The organism is Variovorax sp. 679 (assembly GCF_003952185.1).
Classification (GTDB): domain Bacteria; phylum Pseudomonadota; class Gammaproteobacteria; order Burkholderiales; family Burkholderiaceae_C; genus Variovorax.
The window spans coordinates 57,504-76,536 of the sequence record NZ_RXFS01000013.1; the positions used below are offsets into that span (position 1 = coordinate 57,504).

Below are 19,033 nucleotides of genomic sequence, written 5' to 3' on the forward strand. Positions count from 1 at the left end.
CGACCACATGCCGCGACCTTTGCTCTCCTTCATTCCGCCGCGGGCGGCTGCGCTGCTCGGGGCCCTATGGCTCGCCTTTGCGCCCGTCACGGCGCTCGCGGCATCGAGCTGCCTCGACGCCGCCACCCAGGCCCCCTCGCCGTCGCGCGCCCTCGCCATGGCGACCTTCGCCATGCAGGAGCACGAGGCCTTCGGCGGCCAGGCGATGGACGCGGAAGGCCGCATGACCGAAGCCGGCGACTCCGAGGCAGAGGACACGCGCCGCACGGTGCCGGGTCTCGCGCCATGGCAGCGGGTGCTGGGCTACTGGCAGGCCGTCGATCCGCGCCTGCCCTCGCAGGTGCGCTTCGGTGGGCTGCGCCCCGCCGACCGTCATCTGCTGATGCAGGCGCTGAACGAGGCGACGGCCGGACGCCTGCAGGGCATGGGTGTCGGCCCCGACGAGGGGCTGGACTCTGTGGAGCTGCGCGCCGTGCAGGCCGCGCTGGCGCGGGTCGCGGTGATCGATACGCCATGGTCCGCCGCCTTCGTCAGCTGGCTGGCGCGGCAGTCCGGCCTGTCGGACGACGAGTTCGTGTTTTCCGAGGCACATGCCGACTACGCGGGCGCCGCCTGGCAGGCCGGCATCGACGAGGCCGCGGGCAGGAGTTCGCGCTACGCCCTGCGCGCCTGTGACCTGAGGCGCACGCCGCCGCGCGTCGGCGACCTGGTCTGCCAAGCGCGCGGCGCGGACGCCGGGCTCGACACCTTCGACAAGATCGGAGAAGTGCTGGCCTTACGGGACACCGGCGGCGATCCACTGCCCATGCATTGCGACGTGGTGGTGGCCGTGGATGCCACGGGCTTCGACACCGTGGGCGGCAATGTGCTGCAGTCGGTCACGCGGCGCCGGCTCGACTTCGCGCCCGGCACGCGGTGGCTGGACTCGAGCTACCTGCCCGAAGGATGCACGCCGGGCGCGCCGGGGTGCATCGATCGCCACATGAGCCGCCAGCCCTGGTCGCTGCTGCTGCAGTGGCGCTGAAGAAATCGACCAGTTATTTGTAGTACGCCTCGACCGTGCCCTTGAGCTTGAGCAGCAGCGGCTTGCCCTTGCGGTCGAGCGTCTTGCCGGCGGGCACCTTGATCCAGCCTTCGCTGACGCAGTATTCCTCGACGTCGAGGCGGTCCTTGCCGTTGAAGCGGATGCCGATGTCGTGCTCGAAGGCGGCGGCCACGTGGTGCGGGCTGCGCGGGTCGATGGAGAGATGGTCGGGAAGGGGCGGGCGGGAAGTGGCTTCTGTCATGGCGCGTGATGATAGGCGCTCCCGGGCGCCCCACCCCGGTAGCACCTATCGCCGTTTCCTGGTCCGCCGCGCGGGCGGCTTGGGCGCGAACCCCAGCGCCGCACGTGCCAGCGCGTCGGCTTCCGCGTTGCGATGGCGCGGAATCCAGTGCACGCGCACGTCGTCGAAGCTGTCGAGAAGGGCCCGGGCTTCATCGAACAGGCCGGCGAGGCGCGCGATCGGCGCAACGGCGCGGCCGTCGAGCTGCTCGACGAGGATGCTGTTGTCGCTGTAGGCCCGCACCGCCGTCGCGCCGCGTGCGCGCAGGTCCTGCAGCGCGAGCGTTAGGGCCAGCAGTTCGGCTTCGTTGTTGCAGCCAGTGGTGTGCGTGGCCTGCGAGAGCGTATGCCGCTCGCCGTCCGGCGCGGTGATGACGGCGCCGATGCCCATGCGGCCCGGGTTGGGCATGGCGCTGCCGTCGCAATAGACGGTCCACGCGAGGCCATCGGCCCCGGGCTCTGCTGCACTCATCCGGTCTTCAGCAGTTGTAGCGCTTGATGCCTGCCAGGTTCTGGCATGGCCGCTGGCCGGGCGGCGGACCGGGGTCCTGCGCATGCGGCGGCCGCGGCCTGCGGATGGGGCGCACGCCGTCGTAGTACGGATCGGGACTCAGGATGACGACGCCCGGAGGATCGGCCGCGGCCTGCGGCTGGGTATCGGCGGGGTAGCGCGGAATGATGGCCGGCCCCGAGGGCGGACTGCTCGCCACCTGGCTGGGCGGCACCACCGGCGGCGCGGAGCCCGGCTGCGGGGAATAGTCGCGCCGCGCCGCTTCGGGCGGTGGCGATTCGAGGATGGACACCTGCCGCGATTGCTTGCTGCCCGGCGGGCAGGCGACGTTGGTGTACGAGATGGCCCCGCTGGCATCGGTGCAGCGCACCACCTCCGCCGCATGCGCGCCAAGCGCCGTAGCGAAGATCGCGAGGGAAGCAGCCAGGGTGCGCATGGAATGTTTTGGGCGGGTCGCAGTCAGGTCAAACACCCGGGAACCGCCCCGGGTCACCCACTGTAGCCGTTGCGGGCCGGTTGCGCACCTGCGGCATGATCGCGTCATGGACACTCCCCGACCGCATCCCCTCGTCATCGTCAAGCTTGGAAGCACCTTCGAGGCCCTGCGCGCGCAGCACGGCGATTTCGAGCACTGGATCGCCGACGGACTCGGCACGCATGCGCTGCCGCTGCTGGTGATCGATCCGCGCCATGGCGACGCCCTGCCCGATCCGGCCCAGGTGTCGGGCGTGGTCATCACCGGCTCGCACGCGATGGTGTCTCACCGGGAGCCCTGGAGCGAAAGCACGGCCGCCTGGCTTGCGCAGGTCGTCGGGCGCGACACGCCGGTGCTCGGCATCTGCTACGGCCACCAGCTGCTCGCGCATGCGCTCGGCGGCGAGGCCGGCGACCACCCGCAGGGCGCGGAAGTCGGCACCATCACCGTCACCCTCGACGAAGCGGCCGCTACCGACGAACTGCTGAACGGCCTGCCTGCGCAATTCCCTGCGCACGCGGTGCACTGGCAGAGCGCGCTGCGCCTGCCCGAGGGCGCCGTGCGACTGGCCGGCAACGAGCACGAGCCCATGCACGCCTTCCGCGTGGGCGGACATGCCTGGGGCGTGCAGTTCCACCCGGAGTTCGACGCCGATGCCATGCGCGGCTACATCGACATGCTGGCCGGCGACCTGGCCTCCGCCGGCGCCGACCCGGCCGCGCTGCGCGAGCGCGTGGTCGAGACCGACGCGGCCGCCAGCGTGCTCGGGCGCTTCGCGCGGATCGTCGAAACGCACCACGGCGTCTGATCGTCCCCCACGGCCCGGCAGCCGGCGCGCGCGTCGGACCGCGACTACAGGCTACGCTCCGCGCTTCGGTTAAGGTGCGGTCCATTCGCCGCCCGCCAGCTCTTTTTTCTCTTTCATGACCACCCCTTCCCCCGTGCCGGCCCGCAAGCATTTCTCGATGATCCGGGAGTTCCACCTGGCCGATGCCTTCACGCTCGGCAATGCGGCTTGCGGCGTGGGCGCGGTGTTCCTGGCGATGGCCTTCATGGCGAGCCAGTCGCTCGCGCATTTCCTGTGGGCCGCCGCGCTCGCGCCAGCCGCGTTCATCTTCGATGTGCTCGACGGCCGCATCGCGCGCTGGCGCCAGACGCAGTCCGCCCTCGGGCGCGAACTCGACTCGCTGGCCGATGTGATCTCCTTCGGCGTGGCGCCCGCCGCGCTCGGTTTCGCTGCCGGGCTGAACGGCGGCTGGGACTGCGCGATCCTGATCTATTTCGTGGGCTGCGGCGTGAGCCGGCTCGCACGCTTCAATGTGACGGCCGAGTCGCTTTCGGCCGGCTCCGACAAGGTGAAGTATTTCGAGGGCACGCCCATCCCGACCAGCGTGGTGCTGGTGGGCGTGCTGGCGTACGCCGCCTGGCATGGCCGCATCGGCGTCGACGTGTGGGGCGGCGCCTGGGTCGTGGGGCCGTGGCAGCTGCATCCGCTGGCATTGCTGTTCGCGCTCTCCGGCACGCTCATGATCAGCAAGACGCTGCGCATTCCCAAGTTCTGACCGACCGCCCGACAAGACTCCAGGAGGCAAGCCGATGTCCATGAAGCTGTATTTCGACCCGCACAGCCGCGCCCACATCGCCAAGTGGATGCTCGACGAAGCCGGCGCCGACTACGAGATCGTCACCACCCTCATCAAGGACAAGGCCCACAAGACGCCCGAGTACCTGAAGATCAATCCGGCGGGCAAGCTGCCGGCGCTGGTCGACGGCCAGGCACGCGTCTTCGAGAACGCCGCCATCTGCATGTACGTGGCCGAGAAGTTTCCCGGCAAGCGGCTCGCCCCGCCCGTGGGCTCGCCCGAGCGGGGCCGCTACCTGTCGCTGATGGTCTATTCGACCGCGCAGCTGGAGCCCGCGATGGGCGACGCGATCCTGAAGATCCGCAGCAACAACAGCGCGCGCGGCTGGACCAGCTTCGAGGCGGCCAAGGACGCGGTCGAGCGCGAACTGCGCTCCGGCCCCTACCTGTTCGGCGCGCAGTTCACCGCGGCCGACGTGATGATCGGCTCGATGCTCATCTGGCACCGCGCCTTCGGCGGCGTCCTGCACCGCCCGACGCTCGACGCCTATGTCGACCGGCTGCAGGCCCGCCCCAAGGGCATGAAGTTCGGCTGAACGCGGCGCGGCGTGCCGCGCTGGTGACAACGCGCGGCGAAGGCACGTCCTTTAATCGGCTTCCTTGTTCCATTCCAAGAAGAGAGACGCCCGCATGACATCGAAGAACGCCACGCCCTCCCGGTTTTCGCTCACGGCCCTTTCCGTGGGCCTGGTCGCCCTGCTCGCCGCCTGCGCGAGCACGCCGCCGCCCGGCGCGCGCAGCGTGACCATCGAGCGCACCACCTTCGGCATCCCGCACATCACCGCGCCGGACTACGAGGGCCTGGCGTACGGCAGCGCCTATGCGCATGCGCAGGACAACGTCTGCCAGACGGCCGAGCACCTGCTAACGCTGCGCGGCGAGCGCTCGCAGTTCCTGGGCGCGCAGAACACCGGTGACCTGGGCCTGGGCCGCGCGCCGAATGCGCAGATCGACCTGTTCATCCGCTACCACATGGACGACGCCGCGCTGGCGCGCGCGGCCACCACCACGAGCCCCGACGTGCAGGCCGCGCTGCGCGGCTACGTGGCCGGCTACAACCGCTACCTGCAGGATGCCGGCCCCAACGGATTGCCAGAAGCCTGCCGCGGCAAGCCCTGGGTGCGGCCGATGACGGCCGGCGACCTGTCGCGCGCCACCGAGATGTCGATGATCCAGGGCGGCCTGGGTGCGCTGGCCGGCGCCGTGCTGGCAGCCGTGCCTCCCGCCGCCGGAGCCAAGACCGGCGCCGCGCCGGTGGACCTGAAGGAAGCCGTCGCCGAAATCGGCCGCCGCAGCTTCAACGCCAACCCGGAGGGCGGCGAACTAGGTTCCAACGGCTGGGCGTTCGGGCGCAACGCCACGCCGGACGGCAAGGGCCTGCTGCTCGGCAACCCGCACTTTCCGTGGACCGGCACCAACCGCTTCTGGCAGATGCACCTCACCATCCCCGGCAAGCTCGACGTGATGGGCGCCACCGGCGGCCTGAGCCCGGTGGTGGCCATCGGCTTCAACAAGGACGTGGCCTGGACGCACACCGTGTCGACCGGCAAGCGCTTCACGCTGTACGAGCTGAAGCTCGACCCCAATGACCCGACCGTGTACCTGGTCGACGGCCAGCCGAAGAAGATGGTCGCGCGCACCGTGGCGCTGCCCGCCGCGGCAACGGGCGGCAACACGCCGCCGGTGCAGCACACCTTCTATTCGACCGACTGGGGCCCCGTGATCTCGCTGCCGCGCGCCGGCCTGGGCTGGACCGCGCAGAAGGCCTACGCCATCCGCGACGCCAACACGCTCAACGTGCGCTCGGCCGAGAGCTGGATGAAGATGGCGCTGGCACGCAACGTGGCCGAGCTACGCGCCGCCATGGGCAACCAGGGCATGCCGTGGATCAACACCATCGCGGCCGACCGCGACGGCAATGCCATGTACGCCGACCTGTCGGTGGTGCCCGACGTGTCGGCCGACATGCTCAAGAGCTGCGCCCCCTCGCCCGCCGCCGCGGCGCTGCTCAACGCGGCCGGGTTGCCGGTGCTGGACGGCTCGCGCAGCGCCTGCGCGTGGAACCGCGACAGCGCGGCCGCCGCGCCGGGCGTCATCGCGCCGGCGCGCATGCCGGTGCTCATCACGCCCGACTACGTGCAGAACAGCAACGACAGCTTCTGGCTCAGCAACCCCGACACCCCGCCGATGGCAGGCGTATCGCCGCTGGTGGGCCCGGTCGGCGTGCCGCAGCGACTGCGCACGCGCAGCGGGATCATGGAAATCCGGGGCCGGCTCGCGGGCAGCGACGGCCTGCCCGGCAATCGCATGGGCGCTGCCGAGCTGCGCAGGGTGATCTTCCGCGACAGGAATCTCGCGGGCATGCTGGTGATGGATGACCTGCAGGCCGCGTGCACTGCCGCCGGCAGCGCGCTCACCGCCGACCAGGCGCTGGGCTGCCGCGTGCTCTCCGCCTGGGACCGCACCAGCAATGCCGACTCGAAGGGCGCGCCGCTGTTCCGCGAGTTCTGGCGCAAGACGAAGGACGTGCCGAAGGTCTGGCGCGTGCCGTTCGACCCCGCGCAGCCGGTGACGACGCCGGCCGGGCTCGACATGGCCACGCCGGCCACGCGCGAAGCCGTGTTCAAGGCGCTGGGCGACGCGGTCGGCATCCTGCGCACCGCCGGTTTCGCGGCCGACGTACCGCTGGGCGTGCCGCAGTCGCGCCTGGTGCGCGGCCAGAAGATCGCGCTGCACGGTGGCGACGAGTTCGAGGGTGTGCTCAACAAGCTGGAGTCGCAGGGCCAGTCGCTGATCGATCCGAAGGGCTACAACGTCAACTACGGCAGCAGCTACATGCAAGTCGTGACCTTCGATGCCAACGGGCCGGTCGCGCAAGGCCTGCTGACCTATGGCCAGAGCAGCGATCTCAGCTCGCCGCGCGCCTACGACCAGCTGCCGCTGTTCGCGGCCAAGCAGTGGCACCCGCTACCGTTCCACCCCGCCGACGTGCGGGCGCAGCGCGAGGGCACGCCGTTGCAGCTCGCGTACTGACAGCACTTCATCCATGTCGCAACAGACCGCCTCCTCCCACGCCGCCCACGCCGCCCACGCCACCCCGAACGGGCTCGACGAGCTGATCCGCATCGCGGAAACGCAGCCGCTCGCGCCCGACTGCGACCACTTCTACTTCCTGCGCCATGGGCAGACCGGCCGCAACGCGCTGCGCATCTTCCAGGCGGTAGACGAGCCCCTGAGCGAGCTGGGCCTGCAGCAGGCCGCGCGCGCGGCAACGCTGCTGTCGGGCGAACCGATCCGCACCGTCGTGTGCAGCGATGCGCGACGCGCCAACGACACCGCGCATACCGTGGCCACGGCACTGCGGCTCGTGCCCACCGCGCAGGCGGCGCTGCGTGAGCGCAACTTCGGCGCGCTCATCGGCACCTCGTCCGCCAACATCGACTGGGCCTGCGAGCCCGAGGGCGGCGAGACGCTCACGCAGTTCGTCGCACGCACGCGCGATGCCATCGACGCCGCCCTGCGGCTGCCGGCCCCGGTGCTGGTGGTGGCACATGGCGGAACGCTCTACGCACTGGCCGCCCTGCTGGGCGTGCCCGTCGACCTCGGCCTGCTCGGCAATGCACAGCCCTTGCGCTTCGAGCGCCGCGGCCCCATATGGGCCGTTACGCCGCTGCTGCGGCAAGCCGACGGCGACGCCGCCCTGGCCTAGCCGCCCCGGGAGCGCTCCTGGTCTCGATGCCGTCCACTCAACGAAACACCAAGCACCATGGAATTCAAGGACTACTACAGCGCTCTGGGCATCGACCGCACCGCGTCCGACGACGAAGTGCGCAAGGCCTACCGCAAGCTCGCCCGCAAATACCACCCCGACGTCAGCACGGAGCCCGATGCCGAGCAGCGCATGCGCGACATCAACGAGGCCAAGGACGTGCTCGGCGACAAGGAAAAACGCGCCGCCTATGACGCGCTGGCCGACCGCGTCGCGCGCGGCGGCAGCCCCGAGGGCGACTTCCGCCCGCCGCCGGGCTGGGACGAGGGCTTCGAGTTCCACCGCGGCCCGCGCCAGGGGCCAGCCGACCACGCCGACTTCAGCGAGTTCTTCTCGTCGCTGTTCGGCGAGGCCGAGCGGCGTGGCGCCGCGCGGCAGAACTTCCGCGCGCGCGGCGAAGACCACCATGCGGCCATCGAGATCACGCTGGAAGACGCGCTCAACGGCGCCGAGCGCGAGATCACGCTTCGCGCGCAGACGATCGATGCGCAGGGCCACCCGCAGTGGGAGAACCGCACGCTCAGCGTGAAGATCCCGCCGGGCGTGCACCCGGGCCAATTCATCCGCCTTGCAGGGCAAGGCATGCCCGGCCACGGCGGCGAGCCTGCGGGCGACCTGTATCTTGAAGTGCGCATTGCGCCGCACAAGCTCTATCGCGTGGAGGAGCGCGACCTGTACATGACGCTGCCCGTCACGCCCACCGAAGCCGCGCTGGGCGCGCAGGTGCAGGTGCCCACGCCCACCGGTGGCCTCGTCGAGGTGACCGTGCCCCGCAATGCGCGCAACGGCCTGAAGCTGCGGCTCAAGGGCCGCGGGTTCGCAGGCAAGACGCCGGGCGACCTGTACCTCGTGCTCGACATCGCGGTGCCGCCCGCCGACGGCGACGACGCGCGCAAGGCCTACGAGCAGCTGGCGCAAGCCACGGCATCCTTCCATCCACGCCAGCATCTGGGAGTCTGAGCATGGTGAATTTCACTCTCACGAGCGCCACCGCCATCAGCGCCTCGCAACCGCTCGCAGCGAGCGAACTGGCGCATGCCGTCGGCGCGGATACCGCCTGGGTCGTGCAGCTGGTCGAGGTCGGTATCCTGCACATTGAAACCACCGAGTCGGCGCCCGAACGCTGGCAGTTCTCCAGTACCGACCTTCAATGTGCGCTCGAGGCCCGCAGGCTGGAGCGCGACTTCGGCGTGAACCTCGACGCGGCGGCGCTGATCCTCGACCTGCAGCACGAGGTGCGGCGGCTCAAGGCGGCGCTGCACGCACGCGGGCTGGGCTGACGCGGCATCGCCCCTCCTAGCTCCAGGGGAAAGCGGATCGTCCGCTTGACCTTGACATCATGCGAAGCCGAAGACTGCGGGCCTCTTCAACAGGAGGTCGCATGAACCCTCGCACCAATTCACCGCACGGATGCTGCAGCACGCCCGAAGCCGCAACGACGAAAAGCAACGCCCCAGCCGTCGGCCGGCGACTGGGAATGGAAGAGGCCATGGCCCGTGCGGGCGTCTCGGAAAGGCTGCTGCGCCAATGCGAGGCCCACGGCCTGCTTCAAGGCGCCTACGGACATCGGTACACGCATGAGCATGTCAGCGTGCTGCGCTTTGCGCGAAGGGCCTATGCGCTGGGCTTCGGCATGAGCGACATCACAAGGCTGCTCGCTCTGCGGCAGAACGAGCATCGCAGGAGTGCTGAAGTGAAGCGCATAGCACTGAGCCGGAGCGAGGAGCTCGAATCGCGCATCGAGGAACTGCAGGCGACGAAGCGCGTGCTGGAGCGCCTCGCCGGCCTGTGCCTCGGCGACCATCAGCCCGCCTGCCCCATCCTCGACGAACTGCTGGAGCTCAAGGGGTTCTGCGCGCCTGCTGCTATTGCATCTGCTTGAGATTGCCGATGCGCACCAGCATCTCGGTGAACATCTGCAGGTCGGCATCGAGGTCGGGCACTTCCTTGTATTCCTTGGCGTTGTGCCCCGTGTACTTCTTGCCGGGCATGCCGGGGCCGAAGCTGATCGCGTTGGGCATCTGCTTGGCTGTGGTGGCGCCGGCCGCGGATACAGGCTTGGCTTCGAGGCCGGTGGTGTCGCCATAGATGTTGAGCAGCGTCGTCAGCCACTGGCCCGAGGGGTCGCGCGCCATCCAGTTGCCCTGGTCGTACTTGATCTCGACTGCCGCCTTGTTCGCAGCGGCCCACTCGTTGATCTTCGCGGTGACCTGTACCTTGAGCTCCTCGGGCGTGCGGCCGCGCGGCATGCGCGTGTTGACCGCCACGACCAGCCGGCCGTCGGCGCCGGTGCGGATCAGGTTGGGCGAGAAGGTCAGCGGCCCCATGAAGTCGTCCCTGTAGCCCAGGCCGATCTTCTCGCCGAGATAGCCCGTGCCGTAGAGTGCATCGACGTACTTCACCGCCTTGAGGAACTGGTTGTCGGCCAGCGTCACGCCGGACTCCAGCAGGAAGAGGCCCAGCCGCGGCAGCGGATTCACGCCGTTCTGGGGCTCCGAGCCATGGGCCGACGTGCCCGTGACCTTGATGTCGATGCTGTCCGCGCCGCGCGTGACGGCAATCGCGAACTTGCCGCCCTGGGGTTCGTACTTCTGCAGGAAGCCCGGCTTCGCGGCTTCGAGCTTCGCGAACACGGCCGCGAGATCGCCGCCCTTGAGCGTGGCGGTGGCAGTCTGCGAGATCGCATTGACCGCGGCGGCGGCGCCCATGTCGGTGATCGCGGTGACGCTGCCGTCGGTCTTCTCCGCGGGGAAGAACACGCTCAGCGAGCCCGCGCCCTTCTCGGCCACGACTGCCGGATAGCCGCTGTCGAGCACGATGTTGTAGGCCGGCAGCGGCACCTTTCCACGGTAGTACTCCATGGCGTCGCCGCCTGTTTCCTCGGTGGTCTCGATCATCAGTCGCATGGTGCGCTCGATGGGCAGGCCGCTTTCCTTCACCGTCTTCATCGCGTAGAGCACTGCGGCGATGGAGCCCTTGTCGTCGATGGTGCCCCGCCCGTAGAGACGGTCGCCCACCTGAACCATCGTGAACGGATCGAGCCGGGTGCCGTCGTCGAGCACCCATTCGGACAGCACCGCGGGCACCACGTCGGAGTGCGTGAGGATGCCGAACTCCTCGCTGCCCTTGCCCCTGAGGCTGACTTCGAAGATGCGGTTGTCGACGTTGCGGTACTCCAGCCCGAAGCTGCGCGCCGTCTTCTCGACCAGCTTGCCGAAGTCGATGATCGCCGGGTTCTCGTGCGGCGGAATCTGCACGTTGCGCGCCGTCGGAATCGCCACCATGGCGCCGAGGCTTGCGATCACGGCCTTCTGGTTGTGCAAGCGGTTGTAGAGCCCGAGCAGGCGCGCGATGTTGGTGAGGTCGTCACCCGCAAGCGGTGCCTTCTTGCCCTTCTTGCGATAAGCAGCCACAGCAGGCTTCAGCGCGGGGTTGGCCTTTTCGGCTTGCGCCAGGAAAGCATTGAAGCTCGACGCGGGCTTGCCGCCTTGCCAGCTTGCGGCCAGCCGGTCGAGTTCGGGTTTCTTGATCGTCTCTGCGAAGGCCGGTGCGGTGAGGCCAACTGCCATCAGGCCCATGGTGAGGGCCGGCAAAGAGAAGCGGAACTGAGGCATGAACGTGACTCCCTTTTCACGAAAATGGAAGCCTTCAAAGATACCCGAGCCACGCCTTGCAAGATGCTCTCGCGCACTACGAAGAAACGTTGCGCACGAGAGGGAAGGAGCGGCTTTAAGTTTGCGAACGCCGCGTCCGCTATTGCATCTGCTGCAGATTGCCGATGCGCACCAGCATCTCGGTGAACATCTGCATGTCGGCGTCGAGATCGGGCACTTCCTTGTACTCCTTCGCGTTGTGCGCCGTGTACTTCTTGCCGGGCATCGCCGGCCCGAAGTTGATGGCATTGGGCATCAGCTTCGCGGTGGTGCTGCCTGCGGTGGGCACGGGCTTGGCCTCGAGACCGGTGGTGTCACCGTAGATGTTCAGCAGCGTGGAGAGCCAAGCGCCCTTAGGGTCGCGTGCCATCCAGTTGCCCTGCTCATAGGCGACTTCGAGCTTCACGTTGTTCGCGCTCGCCCACGCATTGATTTTCTCCGTGACCTGCGCCTTGAGTTCTTCGGGCGTGCGGCCGCGAGGCATGCGCGCATTGACGGTGACTTCCAGCCTGCCGTCGCTGCCCATGCGCACGAGGTTGGGCGAGAAGGTCAGCGGGCCCATGAAGTCGTCGGCGTAGCCGAGGCCCATCTTCTCGCCGAGATAGCCGGTGCCGTAGAGCGCGTCGATGTACTTCACGGCCTTCAGGTAGTGATTGGCAGCCAGCGGCACGCCGGACTCCTGCAGGAACAGCGCGAGGCGCGGCAGCGGGTTCACGCCTTCCTCGGGCCGCGAGCCATGAGCGGAGACGCCCGTCACCTTCAACTCGATGCTGTCCGCGCCGCGCGCGATGTCGATGGCGAACTTGCCACCCTGCCCTTCGTACTTCTGCAGGAAGACCGGCTTCGCGGCTTCGAGCTTCGCGAACGCTGCGGCAAGGTCGCCGCCCTTGAGCGTGGCGGTGGCCGTCTGCGAGATCGCATTGGCTGATACCGCTCCCGTCATCGCCGTGATCGCGGTCGATGCTGCATCGCTCGCTTCAGCCGGGAACAGCACCTTCAGCGCGCCGGAGCCCTTCTCCGCCACCACTGCCGGGTACTTGCTGTCGAGCACGATGTTGTAGGCCGGCAGCTGCGTCTTGCTGCGGTAGTACTGCATCGCGTCGCCGCCGGTCTCCTCGGTGGTCTCGATCATCAGGCGGATGCTGCGATCGATGGGCAGGCCGCTTTCCTTCACCGTCTTCATGGCGTAGAGCACTGCGGCGATGGAGCCCTTGTCGTCGATGGTGCCCCGCCCGTAGAGGAAGTCGCCGACGCGCGTCATCTTGAAGGGATCGAGCTTCGTGCCATCGTCGAGCACCCATTCGGACAGCACGGCCGGCACCACGTCGGAATGCGTGAGGATGCCGAACTCCTCAGAGCCCTTGCCCTTCAGGCTGACCTCGAAGATGCGGTTGTCGACGTTGCGGTAGGCAAGCCCGAAGTCGCGTGCCATCTTCTCGACCAGCTGCCCGAACTCGATGATCGGCGCGCTCTCATGGGGCGGCACCTGCACGTTGCGCACCGTCGGGATCGCCACCATGGTGCCGATGCTCGCGATCACGGCCTGCTGGTTCTTCAGTCGGTTGTAGAGGCCGAGCAGGCGCGCGATGTTGACGAGGTCGTCGCCGGCCAGCGTCGCCTTCCTGCTGCGGTAGGCAGTCACGCTGCCCTGCAATTCGGGCTGGCTCTTTGCGGCTTGGGCGAGAAAGGCATTGAAGTCGGCGGGCGGCTTGCCGGCCTGCCACGCGGCGGCGAGCTGATCGAGTTGGGGCTTCCTGATCGTTTCGGCGTGCGCCTGTGCACCAAGGGCGAGCGCAATGCCCAGCGAAAGCGCCGAAAATGAAAATCGAGATTGCTGCATCAGGGTCTCCCCCTCATTCTGAAAACATCTTGCGACGATAGCCGAGCGAAGAATCGAACGAACAATGAGCAACAGCACCGACAAGATCCGCTGCGCCTGGGCCCAGACCGACCCGCTGCTGGCCGCCTACCACGACGCCGAATGGGGCGCGCCCGAGCACGACAGCCGCGCGCTGTGGGAAAAGCTGATGCTCGACGGCTTCCAGGCCGGACTCTCGTGGCTCACCATCCTGCGCAAGCGCGACGCCTTCCGCAAGGCCTTCAAGGGATTCGTCCCGGAGAAGATCGTCAAATTCACCGAGGCCGACGTCGAGCGGCTGATGCAGGACGCCGGCATCGTGCGCTCGCGCTCGAAGATCAAGGCCACCATCGGCAATGCGCGCGCCTACCTCGCGATGCAGGCCAAGGGCGAAGACTTCTCGGAATTCATCTGGGGCATGGCGGGCGGCAAGCCCATCGTGAATCGCACGGGCAGCGTGCCGGCGAAGACACCGCTGTCGGAAGATATTTCCGCGGCGCTGAAGAAGCGCGGCTTCAAGTTCGTCGGGCCGGTGATCGTCTACGCGTGGATGCAGGCCACGGGCATCGTCGACGACCACGCGCACGATTGCCACCGGCACGGGACGAAACACAAACCGAAGCACCAATGAAAAAACCGGACGCTGCTTTCGCAGGTCCGGTTTTCTGTTGACGTGTGACTGAAGCGGCTTGCGCCGCCATCAATTACAGGCCGGCTTGACGCGTGAAGGTCAGGCCCTTTGCTTGCGCGGGGATCACGCTGCCAGCGAAGGTTTCGGGACGCAGGTTCTGGCCCGGGGCGTGTGCAGCGGCAACAGCCTGGCTGCGGACGGTGGCGCGGTCGACTGAAGCGGCCAGGGCGGGCGTTGCGGTCGAGGCAGCGCCTTCGTTGTCGCCGTAAGCGTTGCCGGCGCGGGCAGCTGCCACGGCCTGGGGCGCCACGTCGGCGCGGCTGTAGCCGGAAGTCAGGGGCTGAACGCCTTCGTAGGTTTCTGCGTGGGCGCCAGCGGCGGCGAGCAGGGACAGAGCGGCGGCAGCGAGGATGTTCGAGGTCTTCATTTCAATTCCTTCTTCATTGGGCTTTTGGGTGCCGCAAGTGTGCACCACGATCCCTAGGGCAAACCCTATGAAGAATGAATCGCAGTGTTCATGAAATTGAAACAATGACCGGGAACTTTTTGACGACGCTAATCCAAGTGCCCTTTCAGTCGTCAAAAACGGGGAGAGTTTGCATACTTTTCCTCTAGACCGTCAAGTAGCAACTTGCGGGCCAACCGCCGCTTTTCAGAAAAAGTGCTAGGCGCCCCGGCTCAGTCTTCCTTCATGCCGGTGGCCTTGACCACGCTACCGAGCCGCGCGCGTTCTTCGTCGACGAACTTCGCGAAGCTCGCGCGCGTGCCGCCGACAGGCTCGATGCCCATGTCCTTCAGGCGCTTGGAGATTTCGGGCGATTTCATGGCCGCGTCGACGGCCGCGGCCATCTTGTCCATGATCGCGTCGGGCGTGCCACGGGGCGCATGCACGCCGGCCCAATGCGCGATGCGGATGTCGGGGAAGCCCTCCTCCGCCGCCGTGGGCAGCTCGGGGTATGCCGATATGCGCTGCGTCCACGTGCCCGCCAGTGCCTTGAGCTTGCCGCTCTTCACGTAGGGCAGCACCACGATGCTGGCTTCCGAGGTCGCCTCGACCTGGTTGCCGAGCACGGCAGTGATCGACTCCGAGCCGCTCTTGTAGGGCACGACGTCGAGCTTGCCGCCGTACTTCGTCTGCAGGATGCCTTCGACGAAATGCGGCGTGCTGCCAGTGCCCGCGGTGGCCCAGTGAAAGCCATTGCCCGACTTCTTCGACGCGGCCACGAACTCCTTCAAGTCCTTGTACGGCGCGTCGGCCGGCACCACCACCACCGAAGGCGCGAGCGCGATCATGGCCACCGGCACCAGCGCATCGTCCTTGTACGGCATGCTCTTCTTGATCATGCTGTTCGACACCACGCCGGCCGCGCTCACCAGGAAGGTGTAGCCGTCGGGCGCGCTCTTGGCGACCACGTCGGCACCGAGGATCGCGCCCGCGCCGGGCTTGTTGTCGACCACCACCGGCTGCCCCAGCAGCTTCGAAGCACCCTCGGCCGCGGCACGCGCCATCAGGTCGTTGGCACCGCCCGCCGAGAAGGGCACGACGAGCCTGATCGGCTTGGCGGGCCACGCCTGCGCGGCGGCGCCTTGCGCGACGACCGACGCGGCAAGCCCGATGGCAAGCGAGACAAAGTGTGTTCTGGAAAGCATGGGGAGTTCTCCTGTGTTGTGAATTCAGTCGGCCTTGATGCCAGCCAGCGCGAATGCTGAAGCCAATACGGCAAAGCTTCGACGACCGATGCTCATGGAGGGGCTCCCCAAAATCGAGGTTGCGGCTGCGCGGTGCAAGGCACCGGGCATTGCACGCCCTCGGGCCCCGTTTGGGCCTCGGGATTTGTCCTAGCGACGGATGTCGCGAATGCGCCTGAAGCTCCTCACGAGCGCGGCCAGGCGCGTATCAGCGTGCGCAGCGCCACGCCGCCGCTGCCCTTGACCTCGGCGCGGTACGTGCCCACCAGCGCTTCGCGCTCGGCCGCGGCCTGCGGGTCGTTGCGCCAGGCCAGCAGGGCCGCCACATCGGCATCGGGCAGCGCGGCGAGTTGAGCCTGCGTCACCTGTCTCTCGAACTCGCGCGCGACGAGCATCAGGTTGCGCGGACGCGTCGAAGTCACGCCGCGCGACCACAGCGTGTCGAGGGCCATGTCGAGCGTGCGATCGGGCAGCGAGCTCAACTGGCCGCCGTTGCCACGTGCCAGTTGCTTGACCACCGCGCTCATCAGCAGCTGGCTCGAGAAGTCGACTTCGCGCACATCGGCCACCGCCATGCGTTCGAGCAACTCGGTGCGAACAGGGTCGGCTGGCTTGGCACGCTCGCGATTGAAGAACTCGGCCTTGCCGGCTTCGCTCATGGCGGCGTAGTCGGTGCGCAGCTTCACAAAGTGGGCCACGGCGGCCTGCACCTGCGGGCTGATTGCGGCGCCGCCGTTGCCGGCCGATGCCACCTCCTGCTGGATGGCGGCCACAGAGGCGGCAGTGTTGAATGCGCGCCCGGCCGCCGTGTCGAGCGCCTTGAGTGCCTTGTCGGCAATGGCCTGGTCGTCGGGGTCCAGCAGTTCTCTCGCACCGCGCGCGACGGCACCCGGCGCATAAGACGCCTGATAGCGCGCCTGCACGCCTTCGAACTGCAGCAGCGCTTCCGCCCGGCTCTGCGCCCAGCCCGAAAAAGGAGCCAGGAGCATCGAAAGCAACAGGAAGCAACGGAACGGAGAAAGACGGTTCGGGAAAAGCATGGAGCCATTATTGGCGCGGCCGCATTCCCGTCTCCCTCGCCTCCTCCCTCGTCAAGACGGGGCCAATTCCTTGCGCAGCAACTTCGCCGCCGCCACCATGTTCGACAGCGCCGCCTCGGTCTCGGGCCAGCCGCGCGTCTTGAGGCCGCAGTCGGGGTTGATCCACAAGTTTGCAGGCGGCACCACGTCGGCGGCCTTGCGCATCAGCCGGACGATCTCCTCGACCGAGGGCACGCGCGGCGAGTGGATGTCGTACACGCCCGGGCCGATCTCGTTCGGATAGCGGAAGCCGCCCGAATCGTTTTCACCGCCGAAGCCACGCAGCAGTTCCATGTCGGAGCGGCTGGTCTCGATGGTGATCACGTCGGCGTCCATCGCCGCGATCTCCGGCAGGATGTCGTTGAACTCCGAATAGCACATGTGCGTGTGGATCTGCGTCTCGTCGCGCACGCCGGAGGCGCTGATGCGGAAGGCGCGCGTGGCCGACTTCAGGTACGCGGGCCAGCCGGCGCGGCGCAGCGGCAAGCCTTCGCGGATGGCGGGCTCGTCGATCTGGATGATGCCGATGCCGGCGCCTTCGAGATCGACAACTTCGTCGCGGATCGCCCAGGCGATCTGCTCGCAGGTGGTGGCACGCGGCTGGTCGTCGCGCACGAAGGACCACTGCAGGATGGTGACGGGGCCGGTCAGCATTCCCTTCATCGGCAGCTTGGTGAGGCTCTGCGCGTAGGCGGTCCACTCGACCGTCATCGGCGCGGGGCGCGCCACGTCGCCGAAGATCACCGGCGGCTTGACGCAGCGCGAACCGTACGACTGCACCCAGCCGTTGGCGGTGAAGGCGAAACCGTCGAGCTGCTCGCCGAAGTATTCGACCATGTCGTTGCGCTCGGCCTCGCCATGCACCAGCACGTCGATGCCCAGCTCTTCCTGCTTGCGCACGGCCAGCGCGATCTCGGCGCGCATCTTCTCGTTGTAGCCGGCGGCATCGAGTTCGCCGCGCTTGAAGGCGGCGCGCGCGGCGCGGATGTCCGCCGTCTGCGGGAACGAGCCGATGGTGGTGGTGGGCAGCGCGGGCAACGCGAAGCGCGTGCGCTGCACCGACTGTCGCAGCGCGAAGCCCGACACGCGGCTGTCGTCGCCGGCCACGCTGCGCGCAAGCCGCAGTGCCACGTCGGGGCGATGCACGCGCGGGCTGGCACGGCGCGCCGCCACCGCCGCGCGCGCGGCTGCCAGCTCGGCAGCGACCGAGGCCTCGTCGCCGTCGATGGCCGCGCGCAGCACGCGCAGTTCGTCGAGCTTCTCGATGGCGAAGGCAAGCCACGACTTCAATTCGCCGTCGAGCTTCGTCTCGGCCGCGAGGCTGAAAGGCACGTGCAGCAGCGAACACGATGGTGCGATCCACAACTCGCCCTTGTGCTTCTCCGCCACCGGCCTGAGCTTGGCCAGCGCGGCATCGACGTCGGTACGCCAGATGTTGCGGCCATCCACCACGCCGACCGACAGGACCTTGTGCGCCGGCAGCCAGTCGGCCACGCCGGTCAGCTCCTGCGGCGAGCGCACGGCGTCCACGTGCAGGCCTGCCACCGGCAGCTGGCAGGCCAGGCGCAGGTTGTCCGACAGCGGCGAGAAGTAGGTGGCAAGCAGCAGCTTCGGCGCGCTGCGGGCCAGTTGCCAGTAGGCGCGCTCGAAAGCGTTGCGCCAGGCGTCGGGCAGGTCGAGTCCGAGGATGGGCTCGTCGATCTGCACCCACTCCACGCCCTGCTGCTTCAGCCGCACGAGCACCTGCTCGTACACGGGCAGCAACGATTCGAGCAGCGAGAAGCGGTCGAAACCAGCCTCCTTTTCCTTGCCCAGGTACAGGAAGCTCAGCGGCCCCAGCAGCACGGCCTTGACGGCGTGGCCGGCCTGCTGCGCCTGTGCCACTTCATCGAAGAGGCGCGTCGACGCGAGCTTGAACTGCGTTGCCGCCTTGAACTCGGGCACGAGGTAGTGGTAGTTGGTGTCGAACCACTTGGTCATTTCCAGCGCGAAGGTGCCTTCGGCACTGTGGTTGCAGCTGTCGTCGTGCACGTGGCCGACTTCGCTCTCCACGCCGCGCGCCATCTTGAAGTAGCGCGAAAGTTCGGATCCGTCGCCATGGAAGCCGAAGCGCTCCGGCTCGCAGCCGAGCAGCTGGATGTGGTTGGCCACGTGGTCGTAGTAGGCGAAGTCGCCCACCGTCACGAAGTCGAGCCCCGCATCGCGCTGGGCCTGCCAGTGGCGCGCGCGCAGCTCTTCGCCGACCGCTTCGAGCGCGGCGCGGTCGATCTCGCCGCGCCAGTGCTTCTCGAGGGCGAACTTGAGTTCCCGGTGGGCGCCCATGCGCGGAAAGCCGAGGGTGTGGGTACGGGTGGTCATTTGCAGGTAATCCGGTCGCTGATCTTGGGAATCAGCGATGGTCG

19 protein-coding genes are annotated in these 19,033 nt (G+C 68.0%); 10 read left to right on the forward strand and 9 right to left on the reverse strand.

Translation table 11 applies throughout. From position 1 onward, the window contains the following. The first annotated feature begins 7 nt into the window (after positions 1–7). Positions 8–1,024 carry a DUF2272 domain-containing protein gene (locus EJO71_RS28410; RefSeq protein ID WP_240651547.1) on the forward strand — a complete coding sequence of 339 codons (1,017 nt, stop codon included), beginning with the start codon at positions 8–10 and terminating at the stop codon, positions 1,022–1,024. 13 nt (positions 1,025–1,037) lie between these two features. On the opposite strand, the gene EJO71_RS28415 is transcribed toward EJO71_RS28410, so the two are convergent. From EJO71_RS28415 to EJO71_RS28425, 3 genes are read right to left on the reverse strand one after another with little or no spacing between them, the layout of a single operon-like run. Further along, positions 1,038–1,286 (reverse strand): DUF3297 family protein, encoded by a 249-nt coding sequence (locus EJO71_RS28415; RefSeq protein ID WP_125952005.1) that lies wholly within the window; start codon positions 1,284–1,286, stop codon positions 1,038–1,040. Positions 1,287–1,331: 45 nt separating this feature from the next. Next, complete coding sequence (locus tag EJO71_RS28420) at positions 1,332–1,796, reverse strand: ribonuclease HI family protein (RefSeq protein ID WP_125952006.1); 465 nt, start codon at positions 1,794–1,796, stop codon at positions 1,332–1,334. A gap of 7 nt (positions 1,797–1,803) precedes the next feature. Next, positions 1,804–2,271, reverse strand: coding sequence for a hypothetical protein (locus EJO71_RS28425; protein ID WP_125952007.1), 468 nt, complete (start codon positions 2,269–2,271; stop codon positions 1,804–1,806). Between the two features lie 106 nt (positions 2,272–2,377). Here EJO71_RS28425 and EJO71_RS28430 point away from each other — a divergent pair, with 106 nt between their 5' ends. From EJO71_RS28430 to EJO71_RS28465, 8 genes are all read left to right on the forward strand, one after another. After that, a complete protein-coding gene (locus tag EJO71_RS28430; RefSeq protein ID WP_125952008.1) occupies positions 2,378–3,118 on the forward strand; it encodes a glutamine amidotransferase in 741 nt (246 codons plus the stop codon). 115 nt (positions 3,119–3,233) lie between these two features. Further along, complete coding sequence (locus tag EJO71_RS28435) at positions 3,234–3,872, forward strand: CDP-alcohol phosphatidyltransferase family protein (protein ID WP_125952009.1); 639 nt, start codon at positions 3,234–3,236, stop codon at positions 3,870–3,872. A 34-nt stretch (positions 3,873–3,906) separates the two neighbouring features. Continuing rightward, positions 3,907–4,488 carry a glutathione S-transferase family protein gene (locus tag EJO71_RS28440; RefSeq protein ID WP_125952010.1) on the forward strand — a complete coding sequence of 194 codons (582 nt, stop codon included), beginning with the start codon at positions 3,907–3,909 and terminating at the stop codon, positions 4,486–4,488. Between the two features lie 94 nt (positions 4,489–4,582). Then, a complete protein-coding gene (locus tag EJO71_RS28445; RefSeq protein WP_125952011.1) occupies positions 4,583–6,985 on the forward strand; it encodes an acylase in 2,403 nt (800 codons plus the stop codon). Between the two features lie 13 nt (positions 6,986–6,998). Then, a complete protein-coding gene (locus EJO71_RS28450; RefSeq protein WP_125952012.1) occupies positions 6,999–7,661 on the forward strand; it encodes a histidine phosphatase family protein in 663 nt (220 codons plus the stop codon). A gap of 57 nt (positions 7,662–7,718) precedes the next feature. Beyond that, positions 7,719–8,681, forward strand: a complete 963-nt coding sequence (locus tag EJO71_RS28455) for a DnaJ C-terminal domain-containing protein (RefSeq protein ID WP_125952013.1) — start codon at positions 7,719–7,721, stop codon at positions 8,679–8,681. A gap of 2 nt (positions 8,682–8,683) precedes the next feature. Continuing rightward, a complete protein-coding gene (locus EJO71_RS28460; protein ID WP_125952014.1) occupies positions 8,684–9,001 on the forward strand; it encodes a chaperone modulator CbpM in 318 nt (105 codons plus the stop codon). 101 nt (positions 9,002–9,102) lie between these two features. After that, positions 9,103–9,603 carry a MerR family DNA-binding protein gene (locus tag EJO71_RS28465; protein WP_125952015.1) on the forward strand — a complete coding sequence of 167 codons (501 nt, stop codon included), beginning with the start codon at positions 9,103–9,105 and terminating at the stop codon, positions 9,601–9,603. On the opposite strand, the gene EJO71_RS28470 is transcribed toward EJO71_RS28465, so the two are convergent. Further along, complete coding sequence (locus EJO71_RS28470; RefSeq protein ID WP_125952016.1) at positions 9,587–11,335, reverse strand: dipeptidase; 1,749 nt, start codon at positions 11,333–11,335, stop codon at positions 9,587–9,589. The genes EJO71_RS28465 and EJO71_RS28470 overlap by 17 nt on opposite strands. Before the next feature lie 139 nt (positions 11,336–11,474). After that, entirely contained in the window at positions 11,475–13,214 is a 1,740-nt protein-coding gene (locus tag EJO71_RS28475) for a dipeptidase (RefSeq protein WP_125952017.1), read from the reverse strand. Positions 13,215–13,278: 64 nt separating this feature from the next. On the opposite strand from EJO71_RS28475, the gene EJO71_RS28480 reads away from it, so the two are divergent. Beyond that, complete coding sequence (locus tag EJO71_RS28480) at positions 13,279–13,863, forward strand: DNA-3-methyladenine glycosylase I (protein WP_125952018.1); 585 nt, start codon at positions 13,279–13,281, stop codon at positions 13,861–13,863. Between the two features lie 73 nt (positions 13,864–13,936). Here the strand turns inward: EJO71_RS28480 and EJO71_RS28485 are convergent, their stop codons facing one another. The 4 genes from EJO71_RS28485 to metE all read right to left on the reverse strand — a co-directional run bounded on the left by EJO71_RS28485 (position 13,937) and on the right by metE (position 18,989). Further along, positions 13,937–14,290, reverse strand: coding sequence for an alpha/beta hydrolase (locus tag EJO71_RS28485; RefSeq protein ID WP_125952019.1), 354 nt, complete (start codon positions 14,288–14,290; stop codon positions 13,937–13,939). Positions 14,291–14,541: 251 nt separating this feature from the next. Continuing rightward, positions 14,542–15,513 carry a tripartite tricarboxylate transporter substrate binding protein gene (locus EJO71_RS28490; RefSeq protein WP_125952020.1) on the reverse strand — a complete coding sequence of 324 codons (972 nt, stop codon included), beginning with the start codon at positions 15,511–15,513 and terminating at the stop codon, positions 14,542–14,544. Positions 15,514–15,737: 224 nt separating this feature from the next. Next, a complete protein-coding gene (locus tag EJO71_RS28495; protein WP_240651861.1) occupies positions 15,738–16,541 on the reverse strand; it encodes a hypothetical protein in 804 nt (267 codons plus the stop codon). 102 nt (positions 16,542–16,643) lie between these two features. Next, on the reverse strand, positions 16,644–18,989 hold the full coding sequence (gene metE / locus EJO71_RS28500) for a 5-methyltetrahydropteroyltriglutamate--homocysteine S-methyltransferase (protein ID WP_125952022.1): 2,346 nt from the start codon (positions 18,987–18,989) through the stop codon (positions 16,644–16,646). Positions 18,990–19,033: the final 44 nt, after the last annotated feature.